General features: G+C 72.1%; 18 protein-coding genes. 8 read left to right on the top strand and 10 right to left on the bottom strand.

Features of this window, described 5'->3' with window-relative positions; translation table 11 throughout:
• Positions 1-95 precede the first annotated feature (95 nt).
• Positions 96-1,271: an 8-amino-7-oxononanoate synthase gene (locus ABFJ78_RS48560; RefSeq protein ID WP_436394411.1), complete on the top strand. Its 1,176-nt coding sequence runs from the start codon at positions 96-98 to the stop codon at positions 1,269-1,271.
• On the opposite strand, the gene ABFJ78_RS48555 is transcribed toward ABFJ78_RS48560, so the two are convergent.
• The 4 genes from ABFJ78_RS48555 to ABFJ78_RS48540 are packed head-to-tail and all read right to left on the bottom strand — an operon-like array spanning position 1,261 to position 3,915.
• Entirely contained in the window at positions 1,261-2,067 is an 807-nt protein-coding gene (locus ABFJ78_RS48555) for an NAD(P)H-binding protein (RefSeq protein WP_436394410.1), read from the bottom strand. The genes ABFJ78_RS48560 and ABFJ78_RS48555 overlap by 11 nt on opposite strands.
• Positions 2,064-2,612 carry a TetR-like C-terminal domain-containing protein gene (locus ABFJ78_RS48550; protein ID WP_436394409.1) on the bottom strand — a complete coding sequence of 183 codons (549 nt, stop codon included), beginning with the start codon at positions 2,610-2,612 and terminating at the stop codon, positions 2,064-2,066. The genes ABFJ78_RS48555 and ABFJ78_RS48550 overlap by 4 nt, the downstream gene beginning before the upstream one ends.
• 43 nt (positions 2,613-2,655) lie before the next feature.
• The gene (locus ABFJ78_RS48545) at positions 2,656-3,084 is read right to left on the bottom strand and encodes a GNAT family N-acetyltransferase (RefSeq protein ID WP_436394408.1); all 429 of its coding nucleotides are present in this window, start codon (positions 3,082-3,084) and stop codon (positions 2,656-2,658) included.
• A gap of 18 nt (positions 3,085-3,102) precedes the next feature.
• A complete protein-coding gene (locus tag ABFJ78_RS48540) occupies positions 3,103-3,915 on the bottom strand; it encodes a S1 family peptidase (RefSeq protein ID WP_436394407.1) in 813 nt (270 codons plus the stop codon).
• 336 nt (positions 3,916-4,251) lie between these two features.
• Between ABFJ78_RS48540 and ABFJ78_RS48535 the strand changes: the two genes are divergently transcribed.
• Together ABFJ78_RS48535 and ABFJ78_RS48530 are read left to right on the top strand one after the other, a co-directional pair.
• The gene (locus ABFJ78_RS48535) at positions 4,252-4,935 is read left to right on the top strand and encodes a M15 family metallopeptidase (protein WP_436394473.1); all 684 of its coding nucleotides are present in this window, start codon (positions 4,252-4,254) and stop codon (positions 4,933-4,935) included.
• Between the two features lie 97 nt (positions 4,936-5,032).
• Positions 5,033-6,427 carry a mycothione reductase gene (locus tag ABFJ78_RS48530; RefSeq protein ID WP_436394406.1) on the top strand — a complete coding sequence of 465 codons (1,395 nt, stop codon included), beginning with the start codon at positions 5,033-5,035 and terminating at the stop codon, positions 6,425-6,427.
• 45 nt (positions 6,428-6,472) lie between these two features.
• On the opposite strand, the gene ABFJ78_RS48525 is transcribed toward ABFJ78_RS48530, so the two are convergent.
• The 3 genes from ABFJ78_RS48525 to ABFJ78_RS48515 all read right to left on the bottom strand — a co-directional run bounded on the left by ABFJ78_RS48525 (position 6,473) and on the right by ABFJ78_RS48515 (position 10,251).
• A complete protein-coding gene (locus ABFJ78_RS48525; RefSeq protein ID WP_436394405.1) occupies positions 6,473-7,999 on the bottom strand; it encodes a proprotein convertase P-domain-containing protein in 1,527 nt (508 codons plus the stop codon).
• A gap of 79 nt (positions 8,000-8,078) precedes the next feature.
• Positions 8,079-8,978 (bottom strand): XRE family transcriptional regulator, encoded by a 900-nt coding sequence (locus ABFJ78_RS48520; RefSeq protein WP_436394404.1) that lies wholly within the window; start codon positions 8,976-8,978, stop codon positions 8,079-8,081.
• A gap of 52 nt (positions 8,979-9,030) precedes the next feature.
• Positions 9,031-10,251, bottom strand: coding sequence for an MFS transporter (locus tag ABFJ78_RS48515; RefSeq protein WP_436394403.1), 1,221 nt, complete (start codon positions 10,249-10,251; stop codon positions 9,031-9,033).
• A 49-nt stretch (positions 10,252-10,300) separates the two neighbouring features.
• Between ABFJ78_RS48515 and ABFJ78_RS48510 the strand changes: the two genes are divergently transcribed.
• From ABFJ78_RS48510 to ABFJ78_RS48490, 5 genes are all read left to right on the top strand, one after another.
• Entirely contained in the window at positions 10,301-10,984 is a 684-nt protein-coding gene (locus ABFJ78_RS48510; RefSeq protein ID WP_436394472.1) for a FadR/GntR family transcriptional regulator, read from the top strand.
• Between the two features lie 92 nt (positions 10,985-11,076).
• Complete coding sequence (locus ABFJ78_RS48505; protein WP_436394402.1) at positions 11,077-11,574, top strand: hypothetical protein; 498 nt, start codon at positions 11,077-11,079, stop codon at positions 11,572-11,574.
• A gap of 72 nt (positions 11,575-11,646) precedes the next feature.
• Positions 11,647-12,489, top strand: coding sequence for a DUF4097 family beta strand repeat-containing protein (locus ABFJ78_RS48500; protein WP_436394401.1), 843 nt, complete (start codon positions 11,647-11,649; stop codon positions 12,487-12,489).
• Between the two features lie 26 nt (positions 12,490-12,515).
• Positions 12,516-13,472 (top strand): ATP-binding cassette domain-containing protein, encoded by a 957-nt coding sequence (locus ABFJ78_RS48495; RefSeq protein WP_436394400.1) that lies wholly within the window; start codon positions 12,516-12,518, stop codon positions 13,470-13,472.
• Positions 13,472-14,275, top strand: coding sequence for an ABC transporter permease (locus tag ABFJ78_RS48490; protein WP_436394399.1), 804 nt, complete (start codon positions 13,472-13,474; stop codon positions 14,273-14,275). The genes ABFJ78_RS48495 and ABFJ78_RS48490 overlap by 1 nt, the downstream gene beginning before the upstream one ends.
• Before the next feature lie 3 nt (positions 14,276-14,278).
• On the opposite strand, the gene map is transcribed toward ABFJ78_RS48490, so the two are convergent.
• The 3 genes from map to ABFJ78_RS48475 all read right to left on the bottom strand — a co-directional run bounded on the left by map (position 14,279) and on the right by ABFJ78_RS48475 (position 17,872).
• Positions 14,279-15,136, bottom strand: a complete 858-nt coding sequence (map, locus tag ABFJ78_RS48485; RefSeq protein ID WP_436394398.1) for a type I methionyl aminopeptidase — start codon at positions 15,134-15,136, stop codon at positions 14,279-14,281.
• Positions 15,137-15,159: 23 nt separating this feature from the next.
• Positions 15,160-16,956, bottom strand: coding sequence for a penicillin-binding transpeptidase domain-containing protein (locus ABFJ78_RS48480; RefSeq protein WP_436394397.1), 1,797 nt, complete (start codon positions 16,954-16,956; stop codon positions 15,160-15,162).
• 61 nt (positions 16,957-17,017) lie between these two features.
• Positions 17,018-17,872: a GNAT family N-acetyltransferase gene (locus ABFJ78_RS48475; RefSeq protein ID WP_372670750.1), complete on the bottom strand. Its 855-nt coding sequence runs from the start codon at positions 17,870-17,872 to the stop codon at positions 17,018-17,020.
• Between the last annotated feature and the right edge of the window lie 220 nt (positions 17,873-18,092).

The raw sequence follows: 18,092 nt of genomic DNA, 5'->3' as shown, positions 1-18,092 counted from the left end.
TTCCCCCTGGAAGCCCCGGACCGCGGTCCGGGGCTTCCGGCGTTTCCGGGCCCTGGTTCACGGCCCGGCGAACAGCGGATGGGAGACTGCGGGACGTGACTACGCCGCCGACGCTCCCGCCCGATGAGGTTTTCGACTGGCTCGACGTCGAGGCGGAGAAGCGGGCGAACGCGGGGCTCGTGCGGCAGCTGCGACCGCGTCCGGCGCAGGCGGACGAGCTGGACCTGGCCGGGAACGACTACCTCGGGCTGGCCCGCGACAAGCGCGTCGCCGGGGCCGCCGCGGCCGCCGCGCTGCGCTGGGGCGCCGGGTCGACCGGGTCCCGGCTGGTCACCGGGTCGACCGAGCTGCACACCGAGCTGGAGCTGGAGCTCGCCCGGTTCTGCGGCGCGCAGGCGGCGCTGGTGTTCTCCTCCGGTTTCGCCGCGAACCTCGGCGCGGTGACGGCGCTGTCGGGCGCCGAATCGGCGATCGTCACCGACAAGTACATCCACGCTTCCCTGATCGAAGGCTGCCGGCTGTCCCGCGCCGACGTCGCCGCGGTCGCGCACTCGACGCCGTCGGCGATCAAGCACGCGCTCTCGACCCGGCGGAAACCGCGCGCGCTGGTGGTGACCGACTCGGTGTTCTCGGTCGACGGCGACCTGGCCCCGCTCGGCGAGCTGGTCGGGATCTGCCGTGAGCACGGCGCGGCACTGCTCGTCGATGACGCGCACGGCTTCGGCGTCCTGGGTGAGGGCGGTCGAGGCGCGGTGCACGCGGCCGGGCTGTCGGGCGCGCCCGACGTCGTCACGACGTTGACGCTGTCGAAGTCGCTCGGCGCCCAGGGCGGGGCCGTCGTCGGGCCGCGGCGCGTGATCAAGCACCTCGTCGACACCGCGCGCAGCTTCATCTTCGACACCGCGCTGGCGCCGGCGAGCGCCGCGGCCGCGCTGGCCGCGTTGCACGCGCTGAAGGAAGAGCCGGGGCTGGCCGAGAAGGTCGTCGAGAACGCCGGCAACCTGGCGATGTCGCTGAAGGCGGCCGGGCTGAAGGCGAGCGTGCCGGACGCCGCCGTGATCTCGGTGCAGGCACCGTCGGCGGAGACAGCGGTCGCCTGGGCGGCGGCGTGCGCGGAGCACGGGATCCGGGTCGGGTGCTTCCGGCCGCCGTCGGTGCCGGACGGCATCTCGCGGCTGCGGCTGACCGCGCGGGCCGACCTCACGGAGGCCGACGTGGACCGCGCGGTGAAGGTGATCACGGCGACCGCGCCGCGGGGCGCTACGGCTTGAGCGGCTCGCGGCCGAGGATTTCGCCCAGGCGGGGACCGGTTTCCGCGAAGTCGCCCCGCCTCGCAGCGGTGAACAACGTCAGCAGCATGCGGGCCACGGGTTCGGGCGTGCCGGCCGCGATCCGGTCGGCGACCCATTGCTCGTCGTCGACGACCACGCGCTTGACGCCGCGATCGGCTGCGAGGTCGTCGAAGGTGACGGCGGCGGGCGCGGTGAGGGTGACCGGGCCGTCGATGGTGTGCCCGGCGAGGATCACCGCGGCCGCCTCGGCAACGTCCGCGCGGTGGGTCCACGAAACCGGGCCGTCTTCGGGCGCGGCGATCTCGCCGGTCTCCCGCCACGGGCCGAGCAGCCAGCCGAGGCTGTGGGCGTAGAACCCGTTGCGCAACGACGTCCAGGCGACGCCGGAGCCGGCGAGGATCTCCTCGGTGGCCGCGTGGTCGCGAGCCGGGGCGAATGCGCTGTCGGGACGCACGTTTTGGTGGCTGGTGTAGAGGATCCGCCGGACGCCCGCCGCCACGGCGGCCTCGATCGCGGTGCGGTGCAGGGCGACGGCGTCTGCGACCGGGTCGTTGGACGACACCAGCAGCACCTGGTCGGCGCCTTCGAACGATGCGCTCAGCGCGGCAGGATCTTCGTAGGAGCCGGGCCGCACCCGCACGCCGCGATCGGCGAAGGATTGGGCCTTCGCGACGTCTCGCACGCTGACGCCGATCTCCTCGGCCGGCATGCGGGTGAGCAAGTGTTCGACGGTGGCGCCGTTCAGGGCGCCGGTCGCACCGGTGATCACGATCATCGCGGGGGTTCCTCTTTCAGCAGGGGCAGCAGGATGTCGTCGACGAGGTGCTCGACGAAGGGCTGGTCGCACGGCTCGCCGGTGACGACCAGCCGGTGGACGAGCAGCGCGGGGACGATCTCGGCGAAGAGCGCGGCGCCACGCGGGTCCAGGACCCGGGTCATCGCGGCGTGGTCGCGGTGCAGGATCCGCCGCATCGCCGCGGCGAGGTCGGGGTCGCCGCGCATCCCGGCGAAGAGCGCGCCGAGCAAGCCGACTTCCTGCTCGGCGATTTCGCGCGCGAGCCAGCCCGCGGTTTCCAGGAGTGCGCCGCGGAGGTCGTCGGCCGCGGGATCAGGCGGCGTCCCGCCAGCCCGGTGGTCGACGGCCGCGGCGACCAGCGCGGCCTTGCCGGCGTAGCGGCGGTAGATCGTCGCCTTCCCCACCCCGGCCGCGGCCGCGACGGCTTCGATCGACATCCGGTCGTAGCCGACGTCGATCAGCAGTTTGAGCGTCGCGTCGAAGATGACGACGTCACGACCGGCGTCCCGTGGTCTTCCCGGCACGACGTCTCCTTTCGATACGGAACGGCTCCGTATCGAATATAGACTAGCGGCGGCGCATGCGAATGTGCGGGATCCCGTCGTCGTCGGTGTACTCCGCGCCTTCCGCGACGAAGCCGTAGCGCGCGTAGAAGCCCTGGACGTACGTCTGCGCGTCCAGGACGTACTCGCCCGGGACCGTGAGGGCCGCGTCCATCAGCTGGGCCGCGAGGCCCTGGCCGCGGGCGGACGCGGCCGTGACCACGCGGCCGATGCGGCGGACGCCGTCCGGATCGGTGAGCACGCGCAGGTAGGACGTGACGCCGTCGCCGTCCGAAAACCACAGGTGGCGGGTGTCCGGCCGGAGGTCACGGCCGTCCAGCTCCGGGTACGCGGCCTTTTGCTCCACCACGAACACGTCCACGCGCAGGCGGAGGATGTCGTGGAGCTGGGCAGCGGTCAGTTCGGGCCCGGTCGCGTCGTGCAGGGTCGGCATGTCCCCTGCTTAGCACGCTCAGCCGAAGAGGCGCGGCTTGGCCTGGGCCTCGATGTCGGCCGTGTACGCCGAGACGCGCGTGTAGACGCCCGGCTTGCCCGGCTTGCCGCAGCCGTCACCGAAGGACACGATCCCGATCAGCGTGTCGCCCACGACGAGCGGGCCGCCCGAGTCGCCCTGGCAGGCGTCGATGCCGCCCTTCTCGTAGCCCGCGCAGACCATCGTCTTCTGGTCGTACACGGAGTAGTCGGAGCGGCAGGCGCTGTCCGAGACCACCGGGACCTGAGCGCTGCGCAGGTAGTCGGACCGGTCGCCGCCGTCGGCGACGCGGCCCCAGCCGAGCACCGTCGCCTGGGTGCCTTCGCGGTACGCCGGGTCACTGCTCTCGGGCAGCTGGGCGGGCCGGTAGCCGAGCTGGCCGCGGACGGTCAGCACGGCGATGTCGTCGCCCCGCGTCGGGTCGCTGTAGCCCTTGCTGATCCAGACCTTCGAGACGCCCAGGACGTCACCCTCGTCGGTGCGCTTGTCCTCGCGGCCCGCCACCACGCGGACGTCCTGCTTCGCGACCGCCTTGGCGCAGTGCGCCGCCGTCGCGACCGCCGTCGAGCTGACGATCACCGCGCCGCAGAACTGGTTGCCGCCCGCGTCGGTCAGGTACACCGCGTAGGGGTGGTCCGACAGCGAAGCCTTGTCGCCACCCACGATCCGCGGCTGGTTGGCCGAAGACGGGTCCGCCGACGCCGTGCCGACCACCACCGGGACGGCCACCGCGGCGACCGCGAGGAGCGCGCCGCTCGCGAGCAGCAGGGATCGGCGGGACTTCACGGACATGGGACTTTCCCCTCTTCGGAACAGCACAAGACGGCGCACTCGGGGCACCCGGACGACTCCGGTGCGTGAACGACGTGCGCTCAATACCCTAATCCGAGGGGGCCCAAAACGGTGTCACTGGAACGGGTGGACTCCGGGCCGAACAGACGCCTCTGTCAAGCTGACCGGATGCGCGGGAGAGCGACGGCGGCACTCGGGGCGGTCCTGGCCCTGACGACGGCCTCGTGCTCGGCGGAGGTGCCCGCGACGCCGCAACCTGCGCCTTCTCCGACCGCGTCGACCAAAGCCCGGCCGACGCCGGCCCCGGCGCCGGGCCCGCCCGCCGTCCCCTGGCAGGTGGGCGCCCACCCGCTCCCCCTCCGAGCCGACGGCTTCGGCGAGATCGAGCCGACACCACCCGAACTGGTGAACCGGGCACTTCCGACAAAAGACGTCCTCCCGCCCCCGCCCGGCGACCGGTACGCCTCGACGATCAGCGCCGTCCCACCGGACGTCCTCGCGCGCAGCACCTGGCAGGCCGCCTGCCCGGTGAAGCCGGTCGACCTGCGCTACCTGACCATGTCGTTCTGGGGGTTCGACGGCCGCGCGCACACCGGCGAAATGCTGGTCAACGCGAAGGGCGCGGCCGGGATCACCAAGGTCTTCGGGCAGCTCTTCGCGGCGCGCTTCCCGCTCGAAGAAATGCGTGTGACCGCTCCCGCCGAGCTGACCGCGCCGCCGACCGGCGACGGCAACAGCACCAGCGCGTTCGTCTGCCGCCCGGCGCGCGGCCAGACGACCTGGTCGGCGCACGCGTACGGGCTCGCGGTCGACGTCAACCCGTTCTGCAACCCCTACACCCAGGGCGACCTCGTGCTGCCGGAGCTGGCCTCGGCCTACCTCGACCGCGCGGACCGCCGGCCGGGCATGGTTCTGGCCGGCGACGCGACCGTGCGCGCGTTCGCCGCGATCGGGTGGACGTGGGGCGGCGCCTGGACCAGCCCGAAGGACCGGATGCACTTCACCGCGACCGGCCACTGACCACGTAATACGACGTTAAGCACAAGCGGGAACACCCACTTCGCGCAGGCGGTTGGCTAGGGTGAATCGACCGGACCGAACCCCCGCGGAGGATGCAGTGCCCCACTACGACCTGGTGATCGTCGGGACGGGATCGGGGAACTCCATCCTCGGCCCGGACTTCGCCGGCAAGAAGACGGCGATCGTGGAGAAGGGCACCTTCGGCGGCACCTGCCTGAACGTCGGCTGCATCCCGACCAAGATGTTCGTGTACGCCGCCGATGTCGCGTACACGCCTTCGCACAGCGCGAAGTACGGCGTCGACGAAGAGCTGAAGGGCGTCCGCTGGCGCGACATCCGCGACCGGATCTTCGGCCGGATCGACCCGATCGCCGCCGGTGGCGCGGAGTACCGCCGCAGCCACGAGGACAACAAGGACGTCGACGTCTACGAGGGCACCGGCCGGTTCACCGGGCACAAGGAGCTGCGCGTCAGCTTCGCCGACGGCAGTCCAGACGAGGTGCTGACCGCCGACAAGTTCGTGCTCGCCGCGGGCGGGCGCCCGGTGATCCCGGACATCCCGGGCCTGGACGCCGTCGAGTACCACACGTCCGACACCGTGATGCGGCTCGACGAGCTGCCCCAGCGGATCGTCGTCCTCGGCGGCGGGTACATCGCGGCCGAGTTCGCGCACGTCTTCGCGTCGTTCGGCGTGCACGTCACGCTGGTCAACCGGTCCGGGCGCCTGCTGCGCTCGGAGGACGAGGACGTCAGCGCGCGGTTCACCGAGCTGGCTTCGGAACGCTTCGACGTCCGCCTGGACCGCAAGACCGTCCGGGCGCGCAGGACCGAGACGGGGGTGGCGCTGGACCTCGAAGGCCCGCAGGGCGCCGAGACCGTCGAGGCCGACCTGCTGCTGATCGCCACCGGCCGCCGGCCGAACTCCGACCTGCTGGACGTCGCGGCCACCGGGGTGACCACAATGGACAGTGGACACGTCGTCGTCGACGACTACCAGGAGACCGTGGTCGAGGGCATTTACGCGCTCGGCGACCTGTCGTCGCCGCACGAGCTGAAGCACGTCGCGAACCACGAAGCCCGCGTGGTGCAGCACAACCTGGTGCACCCGGACGAGCGGATCACCGCCGACCACCGGTTCGTGCCGCACGCGGTGTTCACCCACCCGCAGGTCGCGTCGGTCGGGCTCACCGAGCAGAAGGCCCGCGACCTCGGTGTGTCCTATGTGGTCTCGAAGCAGGACTACGCCGGGATCGCCTACGGCTGGGCGATGGAGGACACGACGGGCTTCGCGAAGCTCCTGGCCGACCCGGCGACCGGCAAGCTGCTGGGCGCGCACATCATCGGACCGCAGGCGTCGTCGGTGATCCAGCCGCTGATCCAGGCGATGAGCTTCGGCCTGGACGCGCGGTCGATGGCGCGTGGCCAGTACTGGATCCACCCGGCGATGCCGGAGCTCGTCGAGAACGCCCTGCTCAACCTGCCTCTGGACTGAGTCACCGCGGGCCGGGCGGGGTAACCGCCCGGCCCGCGGGAGTCCTTACAGCGTGATCGACCAGGTGTCGAGGGTGCCGGTGTCGCCGGGGCCGTAGTCCGTGACGCGCAGCTGCCACTTGCCGGCGGCCGGGGAGGACGCGGGGACGCTGAACGTCCGGGTGCCGTTCCACGCCGTGCACGTGCTGCCGCCGCTGTACTTCAGCGCGTAGCCCCGGCCGTTCGGGTCCAGCAGGGTGACGCCGAGGTCTTCGGCGCACGTGTGGCGGATCGTCACCGCGACCGACAGCGGGGTCGCCGCCTGGCCGGTCAAGCCGGACGTGACCGGGCTGAACACCTGCTGGTAGTCGCGGATCGCGTAGTCCGCGTCATTGGTCAGCGTCCGGCCGCCCGGCGCCGGGCCGCTGCCGGTCACGAGGGTGAGCTGCCACTTGCCCAGCGCCTCGGCCACCGGCTGGAACAGGGACAGGTCCCCGTCGGACGGGTTGTCCACGCACTGCGACGGGCCGCCGTCGTGCAGGCCGGTCGCCTTGTCGCCGAGCAGCCAGCCACCGCCCGAGTCGCCGCCGAGGGAGCACGCCGTCGTCCAGGTCAGGTCGTCGATGACGAGGCTGCCGCCGTAGTCGACGGACTTGTGCGTGTACTTCACTTCGCCGCACTGCCAGTGCGAGGTGGTGCCGGAGTGGCACACGCGGTCGCCGACCATCGCCTCGGCCGCGCCGGTCAGCGTGACCGCCGGCTGGCCCCAGGTGTTCACCGACGCCGACAGGTTCCACCCTGCCTCCGTCACCGCGACGACGCCCATGTCGCCTTCGCGGGCGTTGACGCTGTGGGTGCCGCCGACGTTCGACGTCCCGATCCGGTTCTGCTGCCCCGAAGCGCCGTACGCGGCCTGGTCGCGGTCGTTCGTGCAGTGGCCGGCGGTGAGGAAGTGCTTGGCACCGCGGGAATCCGTCACCGGGAAGCCGACCGAGCAGTTGCTCTCGCTGCCCGGCCACCACGGGTTGCCGGTCTGGATCGTGCCCGACTGCTGCCGCGGCGACGTCGAGGTTTCGGTGATCCGGACGCCCAGATCCCGCACGCGCGAAAGGAAACTCTCGGTCGCCGCGGTCTTCTTCGTCCGGTCGACGTCGACGCCGACCTCGTTGCCGCGGACGTCGACGCCCCAGCCGTAGACGCCCGGCACGCCCGTCCCGATCAGTGCCCGGACGGCCGAGTCCGTGCGGTCCAGGTCGGCCCGGCTCCGGGCGACGACCTGCGCCGCCGCCCCCACCGCACGCGCCTGACCAGCGGCTTCGGCGGTGGTGACGGCAACGGTCAACCGGCCGGTGGCCGCGTCGAACCACTGCCCGGCGGCGTGCGCGCGGACCGCTTCGGGCAGGGTCTCGGCCAGCCGGTGCGCCCGGTCCTGCGCGGCGAGCTGGGCCCGGGCCTGGTCGGTGGTGAGCCCGAACGCCGTGGCGACGCCCGCGACCTCGGCGTCCGGGTGGCCCGGCGCCGCTTCGGCGGGCGCGACACCCAGTCCCAGCGCGGCCAACGCGGCCACGACGGCGACGGAAACGAATCTGCGCATCGGTTTTCTCCTCGGATCGGCGAGTGGAGTGCGCAGACGGTAAGCCGCCGGAAAGCCGGTTCTGAAGATCCGCGAGTCTTTAACAGTTAACTGGCCAGTCCCACTCGAAGCCGTAACGGCCCGGCCCGAAGTTCAGCGCGACCCCGTGCACCGCAGCGGATTCCGGCACGACGTCGGCGTGTTCGCCGGGCTCGGCGAACCGGCGGCACACCGCCGGAACCGCCTCCGGGGAGAACCGGATCTCGAGCACGTATTCGCGGACCGGCAGCCGGAACTTGCGTTCGTAGTTCGTCGCGAGCGGATGCGGCAGGCGATTCACGAGCGTGTGCTCGGTGAGCACCGTTTCGCCGCGCAGCAGCGGCCTGCCGAAGAGCAGTTCGACCACGAGGAGACCGTCCTCCGGCCAGTGGACGCTGCGGCCCGCGTGGCAGCCGCGCAGCGAACGCAGCTCCGGCAGCGGCCGGTCGTGCTCGTCGAGGTGCATGATCACCACCCAGCGGTCCGGGCCGTCGGCCTCGGCGCGCAGCACCTGCCGCGAGCGGATCTCCAGCTCTTCCCGGCCGGGGCCGACGAGGACGACGTCGTGCTGGCTCAGCCGGGTCAGCCGCTCGTCCCAGCGAGTGTCCACATCGGACACCGCGGCGTCGATGCGACGGCCGTCCGGCCAGAACCGGCCGATCTCCGCGGGCGCGGCCCGGCGCACCCGCGGCGGCCCGAGCAACGCGACGAGGGAACCGGCCGGCACCTCGAGGACGGCTTCGAGCTGACGCAGCCCGCGCACCGAATCCCGCCGTTCGGGCCGGCTGCGGCCGGACTGCCAGTAGCTCAACGTCGCCGTCGTGACCGTGACCCCGCGGGCCCGCAGGTGTTCGCGGAGCCGGCCGAGGCTCAGCCCGCGGGCGCGGATGGCCGCGCGCAGGGCGGCGTCGAACGGGCCCTCGCGCAGCAACGTCCCGAGGTCCGGCGACGGCACGGCCACCCGGTGATCTTAAGCCGCGCGCAGCCGGGCGAAGCGCGTTAACAGTTAAGAATCAGACGAACCGGCGGCGGCCGGCGAGCGCGCCGAACACGACCTGGACGACGAGCAGGCCGAGCAGCATCGCCAGCGGCACGGTCCAGCCGGCCGCGAGGTCGTGCAGCAGGCCGAAGAGGAACGGCCCGAGCGCGGCGAACAGGTAGCCGAAGCCCTGCGCCATCCCGGACAGCCGGGCGGTGTCGGCGCCGGTCCGCGCGCGCAGCGCGATCACCGTCAGGGCCAGCGAGAACACGCTCATGCCGAGCCCGACGAGGATGCTCCACAGCAGCGGCGACCACGACGGCGCGAGCATCAGCCCGGTCGTCCCGGCGAAGCCGAACACGCCGAGGCCGACGATCCACGGGCCCTGGCCGCCGCGGGCGCGGGCCGCCATCGGCGCGATGAAGAGGCTGATCGGCACCGCGATCAGCGAGACCAGGCCGAACAGCAGGCCGGCCTGGTCGCGGGACACGCCCGCGTCCATCAGCACCTGCGGGAACCAGCCCATGGCCGCGTAGGCGTAGAAGGCCTGCAGGCCGAAGAACACCGTGACGATCCAGGCGAGCCGGTTGCGCAGCAGCGAGCGGCCACCGGCGGCGTCGGCGGCGGGCCGCGGCGCCCGGCCGGTGCCGCGGGCTGCGAGAATCCACGCCAGCAGCGCCACGGCGGCCACCACCACCCAGCTCCCCAGCGCCGGGCGCCAGCCGCCGAACGCGTCGCCGAGCTGCGGGGTCACCGCCGACCCGAGGGCGCCGCCGCCCTGCAGGGCCGCGGTGTAGACGCCGGTCATGACGCCGATGCGGGCCGGGAAGGAGTCCTTGATGACGACCGGGATGAGCACGTTGATCAGGGCGATCCCGGCGGTCGCGACGAGCGTCCCGCCGAGCACCACGGCCGGGCCGTCGACCACGCGCAGCACGAGCCCGGCGCCGAGCGCGGTCAACGCGATCGCGATGGCGGCGCCGATCCCGGCCCGGCGCGCGAGCAGCGGCGCGGCCAGCCCGGCGCCGGCGAAGCAGAGCGTCGGCAACGTCGTGAGCACGCCCGCCCAGACCCCGGACGTCCCCAGGTCCGCGCGCATTTCGGCGAGCATCGGCCCGACGCCGGTGATGGCCGGGCGCAGGTTGAGGGCGGTGAGCACCACCGCGACCGCGAGCAGCGCGCCGGCGGCGACCACGCCCGGCGTCCGGACCTCCACGGCGCCGTCCAGTTCGAGTTCGCGGTTTTCGACGCTCATGACGGCTACTATCGCATACGTAGGATGATTGGATGAAGGGATGACTCCTGTGCCTCTGGCCACCACCCGGCGGGCCGGCCTGGTCGACCAGGTCATCGAGCAGCTGCGGACCGCGGTCGCGCAGGGCGACTGGCCCCTCGGCACGCGCATCCCCACCGAGGTCGAGCTGGGCGAACAGCTCGGCGTCGGGCGCAACACCGTCCGCGAAGCCGTGCGCGCACTCGCCCACACGGGCTTGCTCGAAGTACGCCAGGGCGACGGCACCTACGTGCGCGCGACCAGTGAGGTGTCCGGGGCGATCCGCCGCCTCTGCGGCGACGAGCTGCGCGAGGTCCTGCAGGTCCGGCGCACGCTGGAAGCCGAAGGCGCCCGGCTCGCCGCGTTGTCGCGCACCAAGGAGGAAGTCGCGGAGCTGTGGTCGCTGCTGGCCCGCCGCGAGACCGAGCTGCGCGAACGGCGTTGGGAGGACTTCGCGCACACCGACGCCGAGTTCCACATGGCGGTCGTGCGCGCCGGGCACAACGGGCTGCTCACGGAGCTCTACCGCGGGCTGACGGAGGTCATCACGGCGAGCGTCGCGGCGACGTCGAGCATCACGCCGGGCGTGGACCACGCACCCGAAATCGGCCACGAAGGGCTCGCCGACGCCATCGCCGAGCGCGATCCCGACCGGGCCGCGGCCGAGGCCTGCGGGTTCCTGGACGAGCTCCTGGAGCGCGTCGAACGCGCCTGACCTGCGCATTCACTGATTTTGGCACCACTTCTGACCCTTAAGGGTGCCATTTCAGGGTTGTGGTGGTGCCACCGTGGCGCCATAGTTGTGCCATGGACCTGACACCACTCGTGGACAGCCTCCGCCGCGAATTCGCGGTAGCCGCCGAGGCGGCCGGCGAGGACGCTGTCGCCCTGGCCGAACGGCTGGCCTCCCCGCTGGAGGCCGCCATCCGGCTGACCCTGCTCGACACCCTCTCGGCCGCGGCCGACGAGATCACCCGCGACCTCGCGCCCGGTTCCGTCGAAGTCCGCCTTCGCCGCCGGGACGCCGAGTTCGCCGTCACGCTACCGCCGTCACCGGTCGCCGAGCCGGCGGCCCCGGAGCCCGTCGCGCCGCCGCCGGAAGCCGACGACGGTGCCGTCTCCCGGATCAACCTGCGGCTGCCCGAGCAGCTGAAGCAGCGGGTCGAGGAGGCGGCGAGCCGCGAGCGGCTCTCCACGAACGCCTGGCTCGTCCGCGCCGCGACCGCCGCGCTCGGCCCCGACCGCGCCCGCCCCACCCAGCGCCGGTCGGTCTTCGGCGAGAAGTACACCGGCTGGGTTCAGTAACCCCCTTTCGCTTTTTCCTTCACGTCTCCGACCTGCGGAGACGCCACTCGAGCACCCCAGGAGGGCGCAGCCATGCCCGTTTTCCCCACCCCCGAGCCGATCACGGCGACCATCGACCTCAGCGTCGCGGACGTCCGGATCGTCGCCGGCGACCGGGCGGAGACGACCGTCGAGGTCACCCCGGCCGACCCGGGCGACAGCGAGGACGTCAAGGCCGTCGCGAAGACCCGCGTCGAGTTCGCCGGCGGTGAACTGCTGGTCAAGGGCCCGAAGTACGTCACCAAGCTCTGGGGCAAGGCCGGTGCCCTGCACGTCACCGTCGAACTGCCCGCCGGTTCGCAGATCACCGGCACCGCCGCGATGGGCGACTTCCGCGTCACCGGCCGGGTCGGCACCAGCCGCTTCAAGACGTCCGTCGGCGACATCCACCTGGACGAAGCCGCCCGGCTCGAGGCGAGCACGGCGACCGGCGACGTCACCATCGAGCGCGTCACCGGGCACGCCGAGGTCGGCACCGGCTCCGGCGAGCTGCGGATCCGCGAGATCGACGGCACCGCCGTGCTGAAGAACTCCAACGGCGAGACCCGCGTCGGCGAAGTGACCGGCGACCTGCGGGTGAGCGTCGCCAACGGCGACATCCTCGTCGACCTCGCCCACGCCGGCGTGCACGCCAAGACCGCCTCCGGCGACATCCGGCTCGGCGAGGTCATCCGCGACCGGGTCGTGCTCGAGACCGCGGTCGGCGAGATCGAGGTCGGCGTCCGCGAGGGCACGGCCGCCTGGCTGGAGCTGAACTCGCTGACCGGCTCGGTGCGCAACACGCTCAGCGCCGCCGACGGTCCCGCCGCCAACGCCGAGACCGTCGAGGTCAAGGCCCACACCTACACCGGCGACATCGTCATCCGCCGGGCCTGAGACTCCACGAGAAAAGGGGAAAATCCATGCCAGACGCCATCGTGGCCGAGGGACTGGTCAAGAAGTACGGGAAGGTCGCCGCGCTCGACGGGATGACCTTGTCGGTGCCCGAAGGCACCGTGCTCGGCGTGCTCGGGCCCAACGGCGCCGGGAAGACCACCACCGTCCAGATCCTCACGACCCTGCAGAAGCCGGACGCGGGCCGCGCGACGGTCGCCGGGTTCGACGTCGTGAAGGACGCGCCCGAGCTGCGTTCGCACATCGGCGCGTCGGGGCAGTACGCGGCCGTCGACCCCGAGCTGACCGGGGCCGAGAACCTCGAGATGGTCGGCAGGCTGTACCACCTGGGCACCAAGCGGGCCAAGGCGCGCGGCCGGGAGCTGCTGGCCCGGTTCAGCCTGGCCGACGCCGCCGACCGCCCGGTCAAGGGCTACTCCGGCGGCATGCGGCGCCGGCTCGACCTGGCCGGCGCGCTGGTCGCGAACCCGCCGGTGCTGTTCCTCGACGAGCCCACCACCGGGCTCGACCCGCGGGCCCGCACCGAGCTGTGGGACGTCATCACCGAGCTGGTCGCGAACGGCACCACGCTGCTGCTCACCACCCAGTACCTGGAAGAGGCCGACCGGCTGGCCGACAGCATCGCCGTCGTCGACCACGGGCGCGTGATCGCCCGCGGCACCGCCGACGAGCTCAAGGACCTCGTCGGCGGCGAGCGGATCGAGCTGACCGTCGGCACGCACGACGACGTCGTCGTCGCGCAGCGGGCGCTGGCCCGGCTGGCCAGTGGCGAGCCGAAGGCCGAGGGCTTCCGGCTCACCGTGCCCGTGTCCCACGGCGCGAAAGCGCTTACCGAAGCGCTGGCGCTGCTGGCCGTCGACGGCGTCGACGTCCGCGACGTCGGTGTCCGCCGACCCACCCTCGACGACGTTTTCCTGTCTCTCACCGGTCACGAGGTGGCCGAAACCGCGAAGGAGGCCGTGTGATGAACGCGGTGCAGATGGCCGTGACCGACGGCGTGACGGTCGCCAAGCGCAATTCGATCAAGATCTTCCGGTCGCTGGACCTGCTCGGATCCCTCGTGTTCACGCCGGTGATGTTCGTGCTGCTCTTCGGGTACGTGTTCGGCAGCGTGATCGACATCCCGGGCTTGTCCTACCGCGAGTTCATGCTGCCGGGGATCTTCACCCTGGCGGTGGCGATGGGCGGCATCGTCACCGGCTACGGGCTGACCGACGACCTGCAGAAGGGCATCATCGACCGGTTCCGCTCGCTGCCCATGTCACCGGCCGCGGTGCTGATCGGGCGGACCACCGCCGACCTCATCCTCAGCACGGCGAGCCTGCTCATCATGGGCCTGGTCGGCCTGCTGGTCGGCTGGCGCATCCACACGAGCGTGCTCGAGGCGCTGGGCGGGATCGTCCTGCTGCTGGCGTTCTCCTACGCGCTGTCGTGGGTGATGGGCGCGCTGGGCCTGGCCGTGCGCAAGCCCGAGGTGTTCAACAACGTCTCGATGGTGGTCGTCTTCCCGCTGACGTTCCTGGCCAACACGTTCGTCGACAGCGGCCGGCTGCCCGGCCCGCTGCGGGCGATCGCGGACTGGAACCCGGTCTCGGCGGTCACGCAGGCGGCGCGGGAGCTGTTCGGCAACACGAGCGCGGCGCTCCCGCCGCGTGATGTCTGGCCGATGCAGCACGCGCTCCTGGCGTCGGTGCTGTGGATCGCGCTGCTGCTGGTGGTCTTCGTGCCGCTTTCGGTGCGCTGCTACAAGAAGGCCACGAGCCACTGACGCTCAGGGCAGCGTGAGGATCTCGCTGCCGTCGGCCGTCACCACGAGGGTGTGCTCGAACTGGGCCGTCCACTTCTTGTCCTTCGTGGTGACGGTCCAGTCGTCGGCCCAGATGTCGTAGTCGATGGTGCCCAGCGTGATCATCGGCTCGATCGTGAAGGTCATGCCCTCCTCGATGATCGTGTCGACGGAGGGCTCTTCGTAGTGCAGGACCGTCGGGGGCGTGTGGAACGCCGGGCCGACGCCGTGGCCGGTGAAGTCGCGGACCACGCCGTAGCCGAAGCGCTTCGCGTAGGACTCGATGACCCGGCCGATCACGTTGAGCTGACGGCCCGGCCGGACCGCCTTGATCGCCCGCATCGTCGCCTCGCGGGTGCGCTCCACCAGCAGGCGGGCCTCCTCCGAGACGTCGCCGGCCAGGAACGTCGCGTTCGTGTCGCCGTGGACGCCGCCGATGTAGGCGGTGACGTCGATGTTGCAGATGTCGCCGTCCTCGATCACCGTCGAGTCCGGGATGCCGTGGCAGATGACCTCGTTGAGCGAGGTGCAGCACGACTTCGGGAACCGGCGGTAGCCCAGCGTCGAGGGGTAGGCGTGGTGGTCGAGCAGGAACTCGTGCACCACCTGGTCGATGTCGTCCGTGGTGGCGCCCGGCTTGACCGCCTTGCCGCCCTCTTCCAGGGCCTGCGCCGCGATCCGGCTCGCGACCCGCATCGCCTCGATCACCTCGGGCGTGCGCACGCCATTGCCGGTGTCCCGCTTCGGCGCCGGCTTGTCCACGTATTCGGGACGGGCGATGGAACTGGGGACGTCACGGCGCGGCGTCTGGACGCCGGGTACGAGCGGGGCACGAACGGACATGCCCCCACCTTACGACGGTCCGCTCAGCCGATCCCCGCCAGGAACCGGTGCGCGGCCTGCACCGCCGGTTTCGACGACCCGGCCTCGGTGAGCAGCACGGCGAACGCCAGGTCGCCGCGGTAGCCGACGAACCAGCCGTGCGACTGCGAGCCGTCGCCGAACTGGGCGGTGCCGGTCTTGCCGGCGACGTCGGGGAGATCCCGCAGCCCGGTGGCGGTGCCGTTCGTGACGACCTCGCGCATCATCCCGCGCAGCGCGTCGAGCACGTCCTGGGAAGGCGCGTCGCCGACGTTCTTCGTGGTCGCGGGCATGCCCCGGACGATCGACGGCGTCGGCACCTTCCCCGCCTGGACGGTGGCCGCGGCCAGCGCCAGGCCGAACGGGCTGGTCACCACCGTGCCCTGGCCGAAGCCGTTCTCCGCGCGCTGGACGGCCGAGTCGCTGGCCGGGACGGCACCGGTGACCGTGGTCAGACCCGGGACGACGAAGTCCGCGCCGATGCCGAACGAGCGGGCGGTGTCGGTGAGCGCCGAGGCCGGCAGCCCGGCGGCGAGCCGGGCGAAGGTCGTGTTGCACGAACGCGCGAACGCCGTCTTCAGCGGGACGCGCTCGAGGTCGAACCGGCCCTCGTTCGGGATCACGCGGTTCTCGATCGTCGTCGTGCCGGGGCAGTCGACCGCGCTGCCGGCCTCGACGTCGCCCGCCGACAGCGCGGCGGCCGCCGTGACGATCTTGAACGTCGACCCCGGCGGGAAGCGCCCGGCCAGCGCCAGCGAGCCTTCGTCGTCCGCGGCGTCGTTTTGCGCGACGGCGAGGATGTCGCCGGTCGACGGCTGGATCGCCACCAGCGCGGCCGGGTACTGCTCGGTTTCGAGGGCCTTCTCGGCAGCGGCCTGGACCTTCGCGCTGAGCGTGCTGGTGACCGCGGGCGACGGGCGCGGCGGCTCGGCCTTCAGCTCGGAGACCTCGCCGCCGGTGACGTCCCGGGTGACGATCCGCCAGCCTGCCGCCCCGGCCAGCTGCTGCTCGACCAGGGCGCGGATGCCGGGCAGGACCTGCTGCCCGGACCCGCGCGTGACCGGCAGCAGCCGTTCCTGGCTGGCGAACCGGACGCCGGGCAGGTCGTAGATCACCGGCTTGACGCGCTGGTAGTCGCCCGCGCGCAGGGTGATCACCGAGTAGGCGTCTCCGGGTTTGGTCTTGCTCATGCCGTCGAGCACCGAGCGTCCGGTGACCGACGGCTCGTAGCGGTGAAGCGCCTTCGCGAGCGAACCCGCGACGGCGCTCGCGTTGCCCGTCTTCTGCGGGTCGACGACCACGCCGATGACGGTCTGCGGGCGCATCAGCGGCACGCCGTCGCGGTCGAGGACCGGCGCGGTCTCGGGCAGCTGCGGCAGCAGGCCGAGCGTCTGGCCGACGGCCAGCTGCGGGTGCACGACCGTCGGCTGCCAGTGCACCTGCCAGCCGTTCTCGGCCGCGCGCAGCTGGGCGTCGGCGCGGTAGGTCCACGTGCGGCCCTGGGCGAGGTGCCAGGTGAGCTGGTAGCTCGCCGTGACGGTGTCGCCGTTCGCCGGCTCCCTCACCTCTTCGTCGTCGACGTCGAGGGCCTCGGGTTCGAGCACGCCGCGGACCTGGGTGAGCACGGTCGTGGCCGCGTCGGGCGAGTCGGTGTTCGCGGCCGCGGCGGCGACGTCCCCGGCCGCGACGGCGTCGAGGAAGGCGGACAAGGCGTCCTCGGGACCGTCGCCCGAGCACCCGGCCGTGGTCGCGGCGACGAGCAGCAGCAGCGCCGCGAGGGCACGGTGTCGACGTGCACTCATGGCCGGATGATGCCTGGTCAGCGGCTTGCGGCGGGCTCGAAACACCGCCACGGAAGAGTGGTTAGAACAGCACCGTCGCGTACTGGCCGACCTGCTTGAAGCCGATCTTGCGGTAGGCGGCGAGGGCAGGGCTGTTGAAGGCGTTGACGTACAGGCTGGCGGTGCGGCCCAGGCCGCGGACGAGCCGGTTGACGACGGCGGCGGTGCCGGCGGTGCCGAGGCCGTCACCGCGGCGGTCGGGGTGCACCCAGACGCCCTGGATCTGCCCGACGGTCGCCGACATGGCGCCGATCTCGGCTTTGAAGACGACTTCGCCGTTCTCGAAGCGGGCGAAGGCGCGCCCGGCGCCGATGAGCTCGGTGACGCGGGCGCGGTAGCTGGCGCCGCCGTCGCCGCTGCGCGGGTCGACGCCGACCTCCTCGATGAACATCGCGACGGCCGCCGGCAGGTAGCGCTCGAGCTCGTCCGGCCGGACCGGGCGGACCAGCGGGTCGGCCTTGACCAGCGGCTGGGTGTCCAGCGCCATGAGCGGCTGGTCGTCGCGGACCTCGCGGGCCGGGCCCCACTCGCCTTCGAGCTCGTCCCACAGGCCGAGGACCTGCTCGGCCGGGCCGACGAGCGAGGAGCAGGTGCGTTGTCTCCTCAGTGCGCGGTCGGCGAAGGAGCGCAACGCGGGGGCGTTGCCCCTCAGCGGGATGAGGTTGGGCCCGGAGAAGCACAGCCCTTGGAGCCGCCCGGCGCGAACCGGCCGGCTGTCGGCGGCCCAGAGTTCGCCACCGAGCCGCCACGGGTCGAGGCCCGCGGCCTCGACCCGGGCGCTGACCATGCAGCTGCCCACCGGGTCGGCGGCGAGCGCGGCACGGACCGCCGGATAGTCCCGATCATCGAGCAGCCGTGCACCTGCAAGCCGCAACACGGGCTCCAGGGTGCCAGATCCGGCCGGTAAACGGAACGCGAGGCCGTCGACACGGTGAGATGAACAGCCTGAACGACCACGCGGCCGAGGTGACGTGAATGACTCATTCCTGTCGCCTGGTGACAGGAATGAGATGCTCCTATGGATGTCAAGTGGTGGGTTCGGGGTCGTTTTTGATGATGGTCCGGTAGAGCTCGCGGGCGATGTAGCGTTTGAGGCA

The organism is Amycolatopsis sp. MEPSY49 (assembly GCF_051337345.1).
Classification (GTDB): domain Bacteria; phylum Actinomycetota; class Actinomycetes; order Mycobacteriales; family Pseudonocardiaceae; genus Amycolatopsis.
This window is presented reverse-complemented; position numbering and strand designations above follow the sequence as displayed.

Coding starts and splice junctions, on each gene's coding strand:
- ABFJ78_RS48555 (WP_436394410.1), bottom strand. CDS start 2,067: ATGATCGTGATCACCGGTGCGACCGGCGCCCTGAACGGCGCCACCGTC.
- ABFJ78_RS48545 (WP_436394408.1), bottom strand. CDS start 3,084: ATGCCGACCCTGCACGACGCGACCGGGCCCGAACTGACCGCTGCCCAG.
- ABFJ78_RS48540 (WP_436394407.1), bottom strand. CDS start 3,915: ATGTCCGTGAAGTCCCGCCGATCCCTGCTGCTCGCGAGCGGCGCGCTC.
- ABFJ78_RS48525 (WP_436394405.1), bottom strand. CDS start 7,999: ATGCGCAGATTCGTTTCCGTCGCCGTCGTGGCCGCGTTGGCCGCGCTG.
- ABFJ78_RS48515 (WP_436394403.1), bottom strand. CDS start 10,251: ATGAGCGTCGAAAACCGCGAACTCGAACTGGACGGCGCCGTGGAGGTC.
- ABFJ78_RS48505 (WP_436394402.1), top strand. CDS start 11,077: ATGGACCTGACACCACTCGTGGACAGCCTCCGCCGCGAATTCGCGGTA.
- ABFJ78_RS48500 (WP_436394401.1), top strand. CDS start 11,647: ATGCCCGTTTTCCCCACCCCCGAGCCGATCACGGCGACCATCGACCTC.
- ABFJ78_RS48495 (WP_436394400.1), top strand. CDS start 12,516: ATGCCAGACGCCATCGTGGCCGAGGGACTGGTCAAGAAGTACGGGAAG.
- ABFJ78_RS48490 (WP_436394399.1), top strand. CDS start 13,472: ATGAACGCGGTGCAGATGGCCGTGACCGACGGCGTGACGGTCGCCAAG.
- map (WP_436394398.1), bottom strand. CDS start 15,136: ATGTCCGTTCGTGCCCCGCTCGTACCCGGCGTCCAGACGCCGCGCCGT.
- ABFJ78_RS48480 (WP_436394397.1), bottom strand. CDS start 16,956: ATGAGTGCACGTCGACACCGTGCCCTCGCGGCGCTGCTGCTGCTCGTC.